This is a genomic window from Streptomyces hygroscopicus subsp. hygroscopicus (assembly GCF_030269125.1).
Classification (GTDB): domain Bacteria; phylum Actinomycetota; class Actinomycetes; order Streptomycetales; family Streptomycetaceae; genus Streptomyces; species Streptomyces hygroscopicus_C.
On sequence record NZ_BSSM01000003.1, the window covers coordinates 163,001 to 178,965 of the forward strand.

The following is a 15,965-nucleotide window of genomic DNA, read 5'->3' on the forward strand; positions in this document are numbered from 1 at the left end:
GAACATATCAGGCCCCTGAGTTGCCACACCGGATATTTGTTCACGGCTGTGGCGTTGGGGCTGCTGGGAACAGCTGCCGCACCGTCAGCCGTGGCCGACCTGACGAGTGCCGGCCAGCTGCGCGTCACCATCGGCTCGGCAACCCGGCCCAGGCGAACGGCTTCGCCGCCGGCCCGGCATCGAACGCCACCTGCGCCATCAACAAGATCACGGTGAACCGGTACAGCGAGTGCGAGTGGGTGTCGATCCACGTCGACGTCATCAAGATCATCAACGGCAAGCCCGAACTCGAGAGCACCGTCGACGTCGACGTCAAGCACCAGATGACCCTGAAGGCGAACTCCGCGCACTGATCGCAGAAGTTCCACGTCTCCGAGGGGCGCACGACCCGAGCGGGCAACGGTGTCGCCGTCGACATCAGCGCTGGCCGGCGACCGAGCCGCGCACCGGCAGGCCGGGGCGCCTGCCGGTGATGGAGATTGCCGCGGTGCCGCATGAGCTGATCCGCTGGACCTCCCGGCGCAGCGACCAGATCGCTGCCTGCCTGGCCGCGTCGACGACGACGGCAAGCCGCGGTTCCTGCCCGTGGTCTTCAAGCGGGCCCGCGCCAAGCTGAACCGGATCGCCGCCCGTGAGACCCGCTTCGGCCGCGTTCTGCCTCAGGACGTGCTCCGCTCCTCCCAGCGGTCCCGGAACCACGCAAGCGTCTCGGCAAAGAGTTCGCAGTTGCGGTCCTTCTCCAGCAGAGAAAGCCGGATGTTGGGGCGCAGCTCCAGCTTGCCCTCCGGGATGTCGACGCCGTCGAGTGTGTTGAGACGCACGAGGAGTTCGGCGCGCAGTGCACGGTTGGTGAACGGCTCCCGTGCGGCGAGGTATTGGAACACCACCTCTGCCGTGCCCCCGCGGCCGGTACCGGGGTAGAGCGTCACCGGCCAGATGCCGCGGCCCGGTCCGCCCGCCTCACCGAGCATAAGGAACGCGCTCGTAGTAACGCGGCCGGCGCCGTGACCGATCCAGCCGCCGAGTCCCTCCCAGTGAGTGAAGAGCTCGCGGACCGCAGCGACCGTCTCGGGGGAGTCATCAGCCGCGAGCTGGCGGAAGAACCGCTCGGCGCGCGTCTCCTCCCCCGGCGTCTCCGTGGTGCCGCTCCGAGCGGTGTCCTCGTCGCCGGACTCATCGTCGTCCGTACCGGCGAGCAGCGCGGCGAGGTCGTCGGCGGTGAGCCGCTGAGCGGGATCAGCGGCACCGGTGGTCGTGAAGCGGACGCCGTCGGCGGCAAGCCGGGCGCGGACGTCGTCGCTCCCGGCGTCCTGGGGCGCCGCCCACCGGAAACCGTCGGATACCTTGCCCTCGGAGGTGAGGACCCGGTACGCGAACGCCACGCCCGGGGTGTTGGCCAGGTGGTTGCCCACGGCCTGGGCGCCGGAACCGAGGAACGCTGCGAGATCGCCGTACGAGGTCCAGGTGCCGTGGGGGAGCGCAGCGAGGACCTGGTGGGCGAGCTGCCAGTCGCGGCTGCGTTCGGCACGGCCCACTCCGCGCAGCGGCGCCGGCCACAGATCGATCGCGCGGTCGGCAAGTTCGTCGGCGCGGGCCAGGATCTCCCGCACGCCCCAGCGCTCGGTGGCGGCAATTCGGCGGTTCATCTCCAGGTGGCTGCCTCGCAGCAGATCCTGCTTGCGCTCGAAGGGGTGATTGGACAGCTCCGAGTTGACCGCAGTGAGTGTCAGGTTGCCCAGAGTGTGCTGAAACCGAGCGTGCAATTCCTCCGCGGTCTCGTCTTCGGCCGCGTCCGCGCTCAGCTCCCGCAGCCACTCATTGCCGGGTGACTGCGGCATGACGTGCTCGACGGTGAGTTGCGCGGCGGCGAAGTCGACCGGTTCGGGATGCTCGTAGCTCTCCTCCAGCCGTTGCAGCACGAGTTTGCGCTGCTGCGGCCGACCGTACTGGTAGAACGGCGCCTTCCTGATCTTGTCGCGCAGCTCGGCGTCGTCGGGCCAAAAGCGGTTCTCGGAGGAGAGGAGCCGGTGCAGCCCCTCGGTGACGGGCACATCGAGGGGGAGCTGTCCGGGCACCGCCTGGAAAATCCGGTTGAGGTTGTTAGTCGGTACCCGGCAGATCATCCTGCGGACGAGGAAACTCTCGATGTACGCCATCGCACGGGCGACTTCGTAAGAGCTCAGCTCGCCGCGCTCGCGCCGGTCGAACAACGGCATCAGGGCGGGGTAGGTGACGGCCGCTTGCCACGCGTCCAGACGGCGCAGCGCGGCCCTGACCGCGGGATCGGGTTCCTCCTCGGGGTGCAGCAGCCGGCGAAAATGGGCGCCGCGCCGGTGCAGCTCCTTGATGTACTCCTCGATCTCCGCCTCGCCGATCCTCGTTTCCTCGAAGCGCCGCTGCTGGGCGGTGTACAGATCCTGGCGGCGCACCCGGTCGTCCCCGTCGAGTACCAGCTGCAGCCACATGAGCTGTTCGAGCTCGTCGTTGCTCAGACTGTCCTGCAAGGGGAGCCAGTAGGCCTCGTAGATGTGCTCACCGCGGGAACCCAACCGCATGAAGAGGTAGTTGCGCAGCAGATCGGCCTGGCTCAGTTTGAGGCCGGTGTTATTGAGCGACTCGAAGATGCGGTGCACGTTGTCGCCGCGTTCGGCGGTCACTGCCACCAGGGTGAGCCGGGAGGTGATCGCCTGCTCGATGCGGAAGACGTCTTGCGGAGCCGCCGGATCGTCCGCCTCGACAAGCTTCTTACGGAAGAAGGCGTAGGCGGTGGCGACACTGCTGCTGGCGGCCTGATCGGTAAGGGGGCCGCGGATATGGGCGGCGAACCGCGGCCGGTCCGCCTGCGTCGGCAGGAGACGGAGGTGATCGTTCCCGTTCTTCCATTTGTTGATCAGGTACTGCTCGTCAATGCGCTGAGCCTCGTCGGGCGCGGTGCCCGCGACGTGATCGCGGATGGCGGCCAGCGCCAGGGAGAGCGTGGTCAGTCGCTGCTGGCCGTCCACGACGAGCCAGCGGGGGAAGGTCGCCTCGTTCTGCGGTGACGGCGCGAGCACGACCGAACCGAGGAAGTGCGTGCTGGCCTCCTCCGCCCGTCCGAGCAGGTCAGCCTGCTCCAGGATGTCGCTCCACAGCTGCTTGAGGTGCTTCTCGGCCCAGGAATACGTTCGCTGGTAGAGAGGCACCTGGAATTGCTGGGCCCTCCCCTGGACGAGATCGGCGAACAGCGTCTCCTTCGCCTGCATCGTGTTGTCCCCCTCGGTGACTTGTTCACTTGTGGCGTGGGGACGACCATAGGGCTTCCCACCGACAGCCGCGGTCCCTTCATGTCTGCGGCCGGCGAGCACGGCCTCACCTTCTGGACGGTGTCCCGTAAATGCTCTGCGGCAGGCTGGGTGGCCTGCTGGTTTACCTGTCATCCGGTGAGGGTGAGGTTGTACAGGCGGGCGATGCCGAGTATGGCGTGGTGGACGCCGTCGCCTTCGAGGCGGCAGTCGCGCAGGACCTTCCAGCTTTTCATGCGGGCGCAGGTGTGCTCGACACGGGCGCGGACGCGGCGGTACGAGGTGTTGTGGTCCACTTTCCAGGCCGGCAGTTCCTCGTTCTTGTGACGGCGGCAGTACGGGATGGTCAGGCCGGTGCCCCGGCAGCCGCCGTCGGCAATCACCGTGGGGATGCGCCGACGGCGGCCTTGGCAGCGGAGTCCTCCCGGGCCCGGCAGTCGTTGCGGTTGCCGGGCAGCGGTTTGCCGACGACGGCCACAAGGCGGGTGCCGGCCTCGGGTGAGGACCAGCGGACCAGCGTGCCGTCCACGATGAGCACCGTGTCCTTGCGGAACCGCCGCCGGGGCTGGAGGGCGAGAGACGGCCCGAGGTGGTCGACGATCCGGTCGGCCGCCGACTTGGAGATGCCGAACAGCGGGGCGAGTTGGCGCAGGATGAGGTTGGTGCGCCAGTACGCGGCCACCAGCAGCACCCGGTCCTCCAGTGGCAGCGACCACGGCCGGCCCTTGCGGACAGGATCGGCCCCCTCACGCCGCAGCGCGCGTGGTCAGCTTGGCGAACTGCCGCGGGCTCAGTCCGGTGAACGGGGGCTGTCCAGGAGGGCTCCGACGCCGTGATCACACCAGACACGACAAGATCATCCCACCTCTGACCAGCAGTTACGGGACAACCTCTCGTGCCGCATCAGACAACGTTTGCCCTGCGGGCATCCCTGCCCAGGGCCAGGGTGGAGTCCTTCGTGATACGTTCCTGCCGCCGTGCACTGCTGCGAACTGAGGAGGTGAGACCGATCAACGCTTTGACAGGTCGGGCCTCCCTCCCTCGCATGGCCTAGGGAGTGCCCGCAAAGGCATCCCGAAAGGCATGAAACGCTATGCGCTTCATATCTGAGACGTCGTCCGGCGGCGTCCGCGAACAGCTCTTCACCCTCGGCGAGATTCCTGGCGTGTTGTGGACGCCGGAAGGTGCCGTCGCCACTCGTCCACTCGTCTTGATGGGACACGGTGGCGGTCAGCACAAGAAGGCCCCCGACATCCTGTCGCCTGCAGGCCGCTTCGTGACAGAGCTCGGTTTCGCGGTCGTGGCGGTCGACGTGCCCGCCCATGGCGACCGGCCGAAGATCGAGGAATACGACCGGATCGCCACCGAGAACCAAGCTCGTCTGGAAGCCGGTGAAGAGTTGGCCCCGTTGATCGCCGGCTTCCAGGCGCTCGTGGCCCGCCAGACTGTGCCGGAGTGGCGGGCCGTCCTGGACGCGGTTCAGCAACTTGAGCACGTTGGCGCCGGCCCGGTGGGTTACTGGGGGGTTTCGCTGGGATGCGGACTCGGTGTTCCGTTCGTCGCTGCCGAACCGCGGGTGCGCGCGGCGGTACTGGGCTTGGGCGGGGTGCTGGCGTCGGCCGAGGCCGCCGCGCGGATCACGGTCCCAGTGGAGTTCTTGGTGCAGTGGGACGATGAGCGGGTGCCGAGGGTTCAGAGCTTGGCGCTGTTCGACGCCTTGGCCTCGGCCGAGAAAACGTTGCACGCCAACCCCGGCAAGCACGGAGAGATCCCGGCATTCGAGCTGGAGAACACGCTGAGGTTCTTCGCCCGGCACCTCGGCTGATACCGCCGACTGCAGTCCCGCGAGGCGCCGATCGGGGACCCGGATCCCGATCGGCGCGTTCACTGAAACCGGTCGGCGTGGCCGACAGGGTTCAGGTTCGACAGATCGACGATGACGAGGGACAGCGCCTGCTGCGGATCATCCGCAGAGGCACCGGGTCAGTGGTGACATGGCGGCGGGCCCAGATGGTTCTGCTGTCCACGCAGGGCATGCTGGTGCGAAGATCGCCGAGGTGTCGTTCACCAGCGCGGACCGGATGAGGGATGTGATCCACAACTTCAGCACGGACGGCTTCGACTCGTTGTACCCGAAGTACAAGGGCGGCCGGCCGAAGACCTTCACGCTGCCCGAGCGGCGCGAGATCAGGAAGCTCGCGAAGTCGAAGCCGACCGAGCACGAACTGCCGTTGTCGACTGGAGCCTGACCAAGCTGGCGGACTTCCTGGTTGCCGAGGGGTGGTCGACGACATCAGCCAAGTGGGCCTGCGCATCCTGCTCCGCGAGGAGGCGTCTCCTTCCAACGCCTGAAGACCTGGAAGACCTCCCGCGATCCGGACTACCGCACTCGGGCCGTCAGCGGGCCGAACGCGGAGGCAAGCACAGGGACCCCGACCGGGAACCGCGCCGCAGGCGGCGAGCCACCTACAACCGCTACGGAGGTGTGCGCCACCTCTTCGCAGCCCTGGAGCTGGCCCGGGACAAGCTCTGGACGGTGTCCCGTAGACGCGCGGGCCTTTCGCCCCGTTCCCGCAGGAGAGCCGCTGCCAGGCGTCACCGGCTTCTTCTTCGATGAGCTCATCGATGCGCCAGATCTCGGATAAATAGCACCAACATGCCCAATGGCTATCAGTTCACCTCATTCTATTCGCCTTGGGGCGGGGCCTGCGCATGGACACAACGCCCCTCACGCCCGAGACAAGGAGCTCGTCGAGACAGCGGGCCAGGAATCGGCTTTCGGAATTCGCCGGACATGCATCCAGTAGCACGACGTGCGAGAGGTCCAAGGCCGCCACATTGGGCTCGAAGCCGGGAAGTGCACGCTCAAGAACAGCCTTCCTGACAGAGAGGCCGAACACGGCCACGCCGCGATCTTGACAGAGGGGTTTGTCTGCACCTGTCAAGCACTCATGCAGGTCATGAGCTCGATGAGGATGCAGGCACGTAAGGCACTGGCCGGCCGCTCCGAAGCCGTTTGACGTGGAGGTTCACGGCGTGGACGCGGCTCAGGGCGTGTCGCGGATCTGGGCTGCGGCTCGGACCAGTGCGGCGAGGGCCGACGAGTGGTGGCCGGCTGACCATGCGAGCACGGTCGTGATGACCGGGGCATCGACGACGGGGACCGCGACATGGTCGGGCCACTGCCAGGCGCGGCTGGAGGCGGGGATGACGAGCAGGGTCTTGCCCAGCGCGACGAGCTGGGCAAGTTGTGACTGGGTGTGCACCTCCGGCCCGGGACCGTCGGGGTAGGAGCCGTCGAGCCGGGGCCATCGGGCGATGGGAAGATCCGGGACGTTGCTGACGTCTTCGAGGGTGAGCTGAGGTCGCGAGGCGAGGGGGTGCCCCGAGGGGAGGAGTGCGACTTGGCCCTCGGTGTGGAGGTCCGCGGTATCGAAGCCGGCCAGGTCGTCGACCGGACGGTGCATGAGGGCTACGTCCGCGCGCCCGCTGCGCAGGAACCGCGCCTGCTCGCCGACCTCGCACAGGACGACGTCGACCGGTGCCGTATCGGTGTCGGCCGCCGACAGGGCGAGCAGGCGTTGTAGCAGTTCGTGTGATGCGCCGGCCTTCGTCACCAGTACCAGTGCCTGCTGTTCATTCCCTGCCCGCCGGGTTCGGCGCGCGGCAGCCGTGACGGCATCGAGGGCTACGCGCGATTCGCGCAGCAGCACACGGCCAGCGTCGGTGAGGGCCACCACTCGTCGGTTCCGTGACAGGAGCTGGACCCCGAGCCGGCGCTCCAGCTGGCGGATGGCGCGCGACAGGGGTGGCTGCGCGATCCCGAGCCGCTCGGCCGCGCGCCCGAAGTGCAGTTCCTCGGCGACCGCAACGAAGTACCGCAACTCACGGGTCTCCAGGTCGTCCATGCACATGCCCTATCCACCGTGTGATACCTGCTGGGTATCACAGTGTACTGGACCGATATTGGACGAAACGGACGCTGTGCGCGGAGCATGAGCAGCGTGAATAACACCAAGACAGCGTTGGTCACCGGCGCGAACAAGGGAATCGGCTTCGCCATCGCTCAGGGTCTCGGAGCTCTTGGCTTCACCGTCGCCGTGGGGGCGCGTGATGACGCTCGACGCGAAGAGGCCGTGGAGCGGTTGCGTGCCGCGGGCACAGACGCGTTCGGAGTCGCCCTCGATGTCACCTCCGACGCCAGTGTCGCCGCAGCGGCGGTGAGCATCGAGAAGGAAGCTGGGCGACTCGACGTCCTCGTGAACAATGCGGGAATCTCCGGGCGGTTCGCGGACGGGGCGCAGGACCCCACTACGCTCGACCTCGACGTCTTGCGCACGGTCCTGGAAACGAACGTGCTCGGGGTTGTCCGGGTGACGAACGCGATGCTCCCGCTGCTCAGCCGAGCTGCCTCGCCCCGGATCGTCAACATGTCGAGCAACATGGGCTCGCTGACGCTGCAGACCGGCCCGGTCATGGCCGCTTACGCACCCTCCAAGTCGATGCTCAATAGCGTCACAGCCCAGTACGCCCGCCGATTCGCGGACACGAACATCATCGTCAACCTGGCATGCCCCGGTTACGTGGCAACGGACTTCACCGGATTTGCCGGGGACCGAACACCTGAGCAGGGCGCTGCGATCGCCCTCCGGCTCGCCACCCTGCCCGACGACGGCCCCCGTGGCGGCTTCTTCGACGACAACGGGGTCGTCGCCTGGTAACTCCGCGCGAGCAAGGCGGCGCGACGGCGATGGGCGCGACCTGCACCCGCCCCGGTGTCCATCACTGGCCGCCGTTGGCCGAGTTCTCGGTTCGGATCATGCGGCGCAGGCCCTCTCGGGCACCAGCGAGATCGTCCTGGACCTCGTTGAGGTGTCGGGTGTCAGTTCCGCGGCCTGGGCCGGGGCGGCGTCGCGCTCGGTCCGCAGGCTGTTCTCGGCCGTGAGTTCGTCGACCCGGGTGCCGAGGTCGGCGGCGCCGAACTGATCGAGCTGCTGGCGGCGGCTGCGGCGGACGGCGCGCTTGAGTCGTTCGACTTCTTCGCGCAGGCGCCGGTTGTCCTCCTGGAGCAGCGGCTTCTCCAGCTTCCATCCGGCCGGCTCCCTGCGACTGGTTCGGGCGCCGTTGGGTGCTGCGCGTCCTTGACGGCGCCGCGCAGCCTCTATGTGCTCGCGCACGCCCTCGGCGTAGACGAGCCAGTGCGAGACGTTCGCTGCGCGGGCGACGCCGGTGAAGGTGACTGGCTCGTCGTCCGTGATCGGCTGGTCGACAACGGAGAGCACGCACGCGCGCTTGGTGCGTGACATCGAAGAGCGAGCTGATCGGCACCCAGCCCTGGCCGAGCAGGTCTGCCGCACGCACCGCGATCTTCGAGTGATCGAGAGACCCCGTTGCCCGGTTGGGTGAATGCGTCTGGTCTCCGCCTCGGTGGGTGGCTGAGGGGTGGAGCCTGAGGTCGGGGGCTCGGGTCGCGAGCCCGCCTCGATCTCGGGACGGAGGGGTTGGGTGTCGATGCGGGCGGACTCGGGTCGGGAGGTGCCTGAGGGAACGCGAGTGGTGGCCTGGGCAGCGTTTCCCAAGGGGTGTCTGGCGATGCGGGTGCGGGACGCGCTCGGTCCGCTGTTCGACGACGTGGGAGACGATCCAGATACCGGAGGCTGTACGGGCGGCCGTCCTCGTACGTATGCCAGGCGGGGTGATCGGTCGCCAGGCCATTGCTCATCAAGATCTCTGCGCGGTGTGCGGTCGTGCTCGCCGTAGCCTCTCGCGCCTCAGCGGACGACGTGCCGAGACCACGGAACGAAGGGTGTCAGCGCAGGCCGGCCAGTTGTCCGGTGGGGGCATCAGCTCGTCGGCCGCGTGCGAGAGCTTCCTGCGGCGCCGGCCGCGTACGAACAGGGTGACCGTGTGCGGCACCATCACGGCCTGGTGCACCATCGACTCACCGAGCGTGCAGGCACTGCCGGGCCCCTCGACGGTGACGACGGCCGGCTCCAGGTCAGCACCGGTGAACGCCCCCGCCCCGCTGTCGGCGCGGCACCGCACGACGTGGGCGTAGCCACCAGAAAGAATGCGGGTGGCGAAGGCGTAACGGTGATCGTGTGGGGCGAGCTGGTTGCCGCGCCGCTGGTGAAGGCGAGGTCCGGCCGACTGACCATGGACTGATCGCGTTCGGACACCGACTCGGTGGTAGCGAGCAACCGCACTGTGGCCGCGGAACCCCCGCGTTGCGCACAGGACGCCCGGGTGCGGTGTATCGCGGAGATCGTCGAGCGAGGGGTCGGCAGAAGCAGAATTCGCGATTCGGCACGATCTTGCTTAGGTTCCCTTTAAGCTCCCTGGAAGGCGGATATCCACCAACTTGACGTGTTTCCTTCGAGGTTGGGCAGCAGACCCTTCTGAACGATGAGAGCAGGGGATGACACAGACAAGTGAACAACGCAACGGCACCGCGCGCGGGCCGGGGCGGCGGCGGTCAGGGGTGCTCGGTCATCGTGCCCTTGGCGGCGTTGCGGCGCTCGTCTTAGGTATCGGCAGTTGCTCGCTGGTGGCGGCCCCGGCGGCGTACCCGCAGGCGGGGGACGGATCGGTGACGGTCCGGGTGATCCGGGCCGTGGACACCAGCGGCACGTGGACGCCCGCGCTGGAACCGGGCATCGCGGGCGTCACGGTGACCCTCACCGACGACGCCGGAACCAGCATCGACGGGGTCACCGCGGCGGACGGCACGGTGACGCTGGCGCCGGCCGCGAGCAAGGCGACGGGCGGCAAGTACCGGGTGCAGGTGGTGAACCCGAAGCCGGGCGTGCTGTTCCCGGCCTTCGCCTCGCGGCAGGGGTTGGACGGCGCACCGACCCAGCTGAGCAGCAACGAGGAGTTCGTCGACCTCTCCGGCGGGAAGAACGTCTCCTACACCACCGGGCTGTGGAACCCGGGTGACTACTGCCAGAAGAACGCGCCGTTGGTGGCGACATGCCAGCCGACCAGTAACGAGGGCGGGGGCAAGCGCACGCTGGTCTCCTTCCCGTACAGCGCGCGCGGCCAGGAGGGCTCCAGCGGCGGCAACACCGCGACGACCCTCGCCACCAACGCCGACACCGGCACGCTGTACGGCATCGCCTGGAACAGGGCCGACAAGCGGGTCTTCTCCTCCGCACTGGCCAAGCGCGGCACCGACTACGGCTCGGGCGGACCGGGGGCGGTCTACGTCACCGACCCCGCGCAGAACAAGACGACGCTCTTCACCACCGTGCCGAACGCGGGCAGCACCGCGCACGGGCCGGGGACGGACGACGCCTTCCTCGACGTGCCCGGCAAGGAGAGCCTGGGCGGTATCGCGATCACCGACGACGGCAAGGACCTCTTCGTCGTCAACCTGAACGACCGCAAGCTCTACCGCTACGACGCCTCCGCGGCGACGGCCTCGGCGCCGAAGGCGTCCTACTCCATCCCGGACCCGGGCTGCCCGGCTGCGGGGGACTGGCGCCCGTTCGGCCTGGGCGTGCAGGACGCCACCGGCTACGTCGGCGGGGTGTGCTCCGGCCAGTCCACCGGCAAGCTCGCGGACATGCGCGCCGTGGTCCTGCCGTTCGACCTCACCACCGGGGCGTTCCGCAAGTCGGTGCTGGACCAGCCGCTGGACTACCCGCGCCAGTCGACGGTCGGCGCGGGGCCGTGCCCCGGCGCGGGCTGGTTCCCGTGGACCAGCACGTACCCGACCACGCAGAACGGCAATGCCTGCGGCACGAGCACCATCGCCAACCCCGAACCGGAGTTGGGGAAGATCCTCTTCGAGACCGACGGCTCGATGCTGCTCGCCTTCCGCGACCGCTTCGCCGACCGCGGTCCTGGCGCCCCCGCACCGGGCTCCGTCGCCAACGTCATGTCCGGCGGTGACCTCGACAAGGCCTGCCTGTCGAACGGCATGTACGTGATGGACACCAACGACGGCTGCGGGCTCTCCCCTCGGGGCACCCGTTTCTTCGACACCACCTGGGGTGGCCACCGCAACACGGCGTTCGCCGGGATGGCGCTCTCCAAGGTCGAGAGCACCATCGCGGTCTCCTCCTTCGACTCCAACCACCAGGCACTCGGCTACGGCACGTCGTTCCTCGAACGCAAGGACGGCACGCAGGACCCGCAGTTCGGTCTGCGCCTCACCCCGGCGAACACCAACGCACCGTTCGGCAAGGGCGCCTCGATGGGCGACCTGGAGGTGCTCTGCGACCAGGCGCCGCTGCAGATCGGCAACCGGGTCTGGTACGACCCGCAGCGCACCGGCATCCAGGATCCGGGCCAGGTGCCGGTGGCGGGGGTGACGATCCACCTGTACGACAAATCAGGCAACCTGGTCGGCACGACGAAGACGACGGCGCGGGGTGAGTACTACTTCGACGACTCCGACGTCACCGGCGGGCTCAAGCCGAAGACCGACTACATCATCAAGCTCGACAACCCGGCCGACTACGCCAAGGGCGGTCCGCTCTACGAGTGGGTGCCGACCGACGCGAACGTCGGGACCAACCACTTCATCGACTCCAAGGGGACCGTGCCGCCCGGTACGGCGTACCCGGTGAAGGCGCTGACCACCGGCGGTCCCGGCGAGAACAACCACACCTACGACTTCGGCTTCCGGCAGCAGGAGGGCGTGCTGCGCGTGCTCAAGCACGGCCGGCACGACAACCCGCTGGCCGGGGCCAGGTTCCAGCTGTGGAAGGAGACGAACGGCACCGACGGCCTGCAGACCGACGGGTCGAAGCGGGACACCAAGGTCGGCGCTCCCTGCACGACCGGCGCCGACGGCATCTGCCAGGGCAGCGGCACGGTGGGAACGTACTACTGGCAGGAGGTCAGCCCGCCGGCCGGCTACGCCGTACCGGCCGTGCCGGTGTTCGGGCCGCTGGTGCTGACCTCCGACAACCTCGGCACCGGAGTCTCGGTGACGGCGGTCAACCAACCGCTGGCCGCCCCGACCCCCAGCCCCACGCCGGCGCCAAGTGCGTCGTCGGCACCGCCGCCGCCGAAGCCGCCGGCAGCGGGCGCACCGGGTGCACAGCCTCCGGCGGGCTCTCCGCCGGGCTCGCAACTGGCCTCCACCGGTGTGGGTCAGGAGCTTCCGCTGGTCCTGGTCGGCTGCGCGGTGCTCATCGCGGGTGGCACGGGGCTGGTCGTGATGGTCCGCAGGCGCAGGGACCAGCACCAGTAGTCCTCCTTCCGCGACGGCCGGCGCCCGGCGTGCCGGCCGTCGCAGAGGGCCGGATCGGGCGGGTTCGCGGACCGGTGGTCCGCGAACCCGTCCGACTGCGTGACCGATCGACGAGAGAGACCGATGAGAGAAGGCGACCGCATGGCTCGGACGACGAAGACCGACGGCCGTACGCCGCGTCGGACTCGCTGGCTCAGAACACTGGTCGCGATCGCGGTGTGCGGCACCGCGGTGGGCGGCGTGGCCGCCTACCGGAGCCTGACCGGCAGCAGCGCCGAGCGGCCGGTCACGATGGACGAGGCGTCAAGGCTGGCGCTGTCGCGGCTGAACCTGTACCAGGCCAGCCCGGTGTCAGTGACCCTGACGGCCGACGAGGGTGGCGGCGTGGTGCTGCGGGTCAGCGGCGTGGTGGACTACCGGACCCACCACGGCGTGGGGAGCTACCAGACCACCGGGTCCACCGGATCGTCCGCGTCCTCCGCCGCACCGCTCGACCACGGCCTGATCGTCTGGGACAGCGACGGCCTGGGCCTGGCCCCCGCGTTGGACGGCAGCCCGTCGTGGCAGCAGGCCGAGCACATCCCGCGCTCGGGCTGGTCCCCACGCTCCTACACGGCCGATCCCCTGGACGCCGGGCTCCAGTTGCTGATCGGGCTGGGCGCCGACCGGCCGGACAACCAGATGCTGCTCGCCCAGTCCGGTGCCCGCTGGCTGGGCCGCGACCGGATCGCCGGCCGCGACTACGACCGGATCGCCGGGCCGCGCGCCAAGGGCACCGCGCCCGGCACCGGTCCCGACGGCGGGCGGTCGCCGCTGACCTACTGGGTGGACGACAGCGGCGGTCTGCGGCGGGTGACGATGCGGATGCCGGGCCTGGGAACACCGACCACCCTGGAGTTCGCCGGGCGCGACGGCAGCGCCAAGCTCCCCGAGGCGCCGTGGGCCACCGGCTGACCGCCGCCCGCCGGTTAGATGTCGTTTCGACTCGCCGCCTACCCGCGGCGTTTCCACGGCCGCTTCATTCGGATCGGCCGCGAGGCGTTGCGGTGCCTGCTCACCCGTCGCGGCGTCACCTTCCGATCGGACAAAGAGGGGGAAGCGGTCCGGCTCCTTCTCGGCGAACCGTCGGACCGCCGGAAGGTGGCCCCTCACCCGGGCCGCACGGCGCGGGGCGGCAGGCCCTAGTCTGATCTCCGTGAGGGAAACAGGCGCTCGGAAGGACGATCGGCGATGACGCCCCTGAGCACCGGGGACCCGGAGTCCATCGGCGGGTACACCCTTCTCGGTCGGCTCGGGGCGGGCGGCATGGGAGTCGTCTATCTGGGAGTCTCCGCCTCGGGACGGCAGGTCGCGGTCAAGCTCGCGCACGGGCCCCATGCCCAGGAAGAGGAGTTCCGGACGCGCTTCCGGCAGGAGGTCGCGGCAGCGCGCCGGGTGAGCGGTGCCTTCACCGCGCCTGTCGTGGACGCCGACCCGGACGCCGACCGGCCGTGGATGGCAACGCTCTACGTGCCGGGGCTCAATCTGGCCGAAGTCGTGGAGCGGGACGGCCCGCTGAACCTGCGGGAACTGCGCGCGCTAGGGCTCGGGCTCACCGAGGCGCTGCGCGACATCCACCGGGCGGGTCTGGTGCACCGGGACCTCAAACCGCGCAACGTCCTGATGACCGAGGACGGGCCGCGCGTCATCGACTTCGGCATCTCGCGCGCCGCCGACAACCAGAACCTCACCACGACCGGGCGGATGATCGGCACTCCACCCTTCATGTCGCCGGAACAACTGGCTTCTCCCCGAGACGTCACCCCGGCCTCGGACGTGTTCTCACTGGGGTCACTGCTGGTGTTCGCGGCCGTCGGCACGGGACCGTTCGACGCCGACAGCCCGTACATCACCGGGTACCAGGTGGTGTACGGGACGCCGGACCTCGACGGGGTCCCCGAAGCGCTCCTGGGCATTGTCGAGCGCTGCCTGGACAAGGACCCTGCCGCACGGCCGGACCTGACGGACCTGCACCGCATGCTCAAGGCGCTGCCGGAGTCCGAGGGCACCGAGTCCGCGACGACCGAGCGGTCCGCTGCGGTACCCCGCCGCCCCGCTTCCCGGAGCGCGGCCACCGCCCGCGCGGGCGCCGCGACCGGCACCGGAACCCGCAGGCGCCGCCGGGCGCGGATGCTGCTCACCGGCCTCGGCGCGGCGCTGGCCGTCACGGGGCTGGTCGCCGGGGTGGAGGTCTTCGCGTCGGGTCCGGACACCACCGCCGTCTCCAGGACCGCCCGGGTCGCGTCACTGCCCGACGGCTGGCGGCCGTGGCGCACGGAGCTGCGGGACGACGTGAAGGGTGTCCCGCTCGACTACGACAGGCCCGGATGCGCGCAGGAGGAGAACGCCCTGTTCTGTGGCGGTACGGGTTTCACGGTCGCCAGGATCGACGCGGCCTCCGGCCGCACCGTGTGGCGGACCGGCACCCGCCCTCAGGGGGTACAGCCGATCGGCGTTCGCGACGGTCTGGTCTATGTGTACGAGGATCCGGATGACACGACCAGGCGCGTGGTGGCCCTGGACGCCGCTACCGGGCACCGGCGGTGGCAGCGTGACATCAACAAGTCCGAGGACGCGGTCCTTTACGACGGCGGGCTGCTGACCCTGTCTCCCGATTACTCGTCGTTCGTGGCCTACGGGCCTTCCGGCCGGGAACTGTGGCGGGCGCCCTCGCTGGACGAGTACTGCACTCCGTCGGCGCTGGGAGGCGCCCCCTACGCGCTGTGCTCGAAGGGCACCGAGCCCGGCCAGGCTCCGGTCGAGCTGATGAAGCCGGAACCCGGCAACCTGACCGCAACCGCCACACTGCCCGAGAAGGCGGAAGCGCTCGGCGCTGTCGGCGGGCAGCCGTTGTTCCTCGCCCCCCAGACCTCGAAGGACGTGTACGAAGCCGGGTACGAACGGCCGTACAACGCGCTGCTTCGGGTGGTCCCGGAAACCAGGCAGGTCAGGCGGATACCACTGGCACATCCGCTGACCGGCGCGGCCACCCTTGTGGACGGCGTCGTCTACTTCGTCCGGTCCGACGGATCGGTCACCGCGGTGTCGGCGGACAGCGGCAGACAACTGTGGCAGAAGGTCACGGACATGGAGAGTCTGTCCGCGCCCGCCGTCTCGGCGACATACAGGCGGGTCTATTTCTCCAACCGCTTCGGCCGTCTGCTGGCACTGGACAGCCGCACCGGAGCGGTGGTCTGGCGCACCTCCGCGCTGGACGACCCCGGGGACAAGACGCAGGCCTATCCGCCGCGAGTACTGCTCGTCAAGGACGCGATCGTGGCGACGGCCGGCAACACGGCCTTCTCCCGGCGCCCGGACGGGCCCAGTTGACCGCTGGAGGCCATGTGTCCTGTGGCCCCCGCGGGAACCCGGGAGCCAATGGGCTCCGACCGGCTGTGCGGGTGCGGGAGACCGCCGGCGGCGTGGTGAAAGACCGGCAC

Annotated in this window: 11 protein-coding genes and 2 pseudogenes; 7 read left to right on the forward strand and 6 right to left on the reverse strand. The window is 69.3% G+C overall.

What is annotated here, in order from left to right:
• Window positions 1–212: 212 nt before the first annotated feature.
• Entirely contained in the window at window positions 213–353 is a 141-nt protein-coding gene (locus QSK45_RS08845) for a hypothetical protein (protein WP_285554898.1), read from the forward strand.
• Window positions 354–417: 64 nt separating this feature from the next.
• Here the strand turns inward: QSK45_RS08845 and QSK45_RS08850 are convergent, their stop codons facing one another.
• From QSK45_RS08850 to QSK45_RS08860, 3 genes and pseudogenes are all read right to left on the reverse strand, one after another.
• Window positions 418–699, reverse strand: coding sequence for a hypothetical protein (locus QSK45_RS08850; protein ID WP_285554900.1), 282 nt, complete (start codon window positions 697–699; stop codon window positions 418–420).
• On the reverse strand, window positions 660–3,242 hold the full coding sequence (locus QSK45_RS08855) for a GmrSD restriction endonuclease domain-containing protein (protein ID WP_285554902.1): 2,583 nt from the start codon (window positions 3,240–3,242) through the stop codon (window positions 660–662). Before QSK45_RS08855 ends, QSK45_RS08850 begins: the two co-directional genes overlap by 40 nt.
• Window positions 3,243–3,412: 170 nt before the next feature.
• Window positions 3,413–4,130: pseudogene (locus tag QSK45_RS08860) on the reverse strand (transposase family protein).
• 244 nt (window positions 4,131–4,374) lie between these two features.
• On the opposite strand from QSK45_RS08860, the gene QSK45_RS08865 reads away from it, so the two are divergent.
• Together QSK45_RS08865 and QSK45_RS38375 are read left to right on the forward strand one after the other, a co-directional pair.
• Complete coding sequence (locus tag QSK45_RS08865) at window positions 4,375–5,106, forward strand: dienelactone hydrolase family protein (RefSeq protein ID WP_285554904.1); 732 nt, start codon at window positions 4,375–4,377, stop codon at window positions 5,104–5,106.
• A gap of 77 nt (window positions 5,107–5,183) precedes the next feature.
• Window positions 5,184–5,814, forward strand: a pseudogene (locus QSK45_RS38375) (helix-turn-helix domain-containing protein); the annotation flags it as partial.
• Window positions 5,815–6,328: 514 nt separating this feature from the next.
• On the opposite strand, the gene QSK45_RS08875 reads toward QSK45_RS38375, so the two are convergent.
• Window positions 6,329–7,189: a LysR family transcriptional regulator gene (locus QSK45_RS08875; protein WP_285554908.1), complete on the reverse strand. Its 861-nt coding sequence runs from the start codon at window positions 7,187–7,189 to the stop codon at window positions 6,329–6,331.
• A gap of 87 nt (window positions 7,190–7,276) precedes the next feature.
• Between QSK45_RS08875 and QSK45_RS08880 the strand changes: the two genes are divergently transcribed.
• Window positions 7,277–8,002 carry an SDR family oxidoreductase gene (locus QSK45_RS08880; protein ID WP_285554910.1) on the forward strand — a complete coding sequence of 242 codons (726 nt, stop codon included), beginning with the start codon at window positions 7,277–7,279 and terminating at the stop codon, window positions 8,000–8,002.
• Between the two features lie 96 nt (window positions 8,003–8,098).
• On the opposite strand, the gene QSK45_RS08885 is transcribed toward QSK45_RS08880, so the two are convergent.
• Complete coding sequence (locus QSK45_RS08885; protein WP_285554912.1) at window positions 8,099–8,587, reverse strand: hypothetical protein; 489 nt, start codon at window positions 8,585–8,587, stop codon at window positions 8,099–8,101.
• A 415-nt stretch (window positions 8,588–9,002) separates the two neighbouring features.
• Window positions 9,003–9,326: a hypothetical protein gene (locus tag QSK45_RS08890; protein WP_285555552.1), complete on the reverse strand. Its 324-nt coding sequence runs from the start codon at window positions 9,324–9,326 to the stop codon at window positions 9,003–9,005.
• Between the two features lie 544 nt (window positions 9,327–9,870).
• On the opposite strand from QSK45_RS08890, the gene QSK45_RS08895 reads away from it, so the two are divergent.
• From QSK45_RS08895 to QSK45_RS08910, 3 genes are all read left to right on the forward strand, one after another.
• Window positions 9,871–12,486, forward strand: coding sequence for an SdrD B-like domain-containing protein (locus QSK45_RS08895; RefSeq protein WP_285554914.1), 2,616 nt, complete (start codon window positions 9,871–9,873; stop codon window positions 12,484–12,486).
• Between the two features lie 141 nt (window positions 12,487–12,627).
• Window positions 12,628–13,440: a hypothetical protein gene (locus QSK45_RS08900; RefSeq protein WP_285554916.1), complete on the forward strand. Its 813-nt coding sequence runs from the start codon at window positions 12,628–12,630 to the stop codon at window positions 13,438–13,440.
• Window positions 13,441–13,716: 276 nt separating this feature from the next.
• Window positions 13,717–15,855: a protein kinase domain-containing protein gene (locus QSK45_RS08910; protein ID WP_285554918.1), complete on the forward strand. Its 2,139-nt coding sequence runs from the start codon at window positions 13,717–13,719 to the stop codon at window positions 15,853–15,855.
• Window positions 15,856–15,965: the final 110 nt, after the last annotated feature.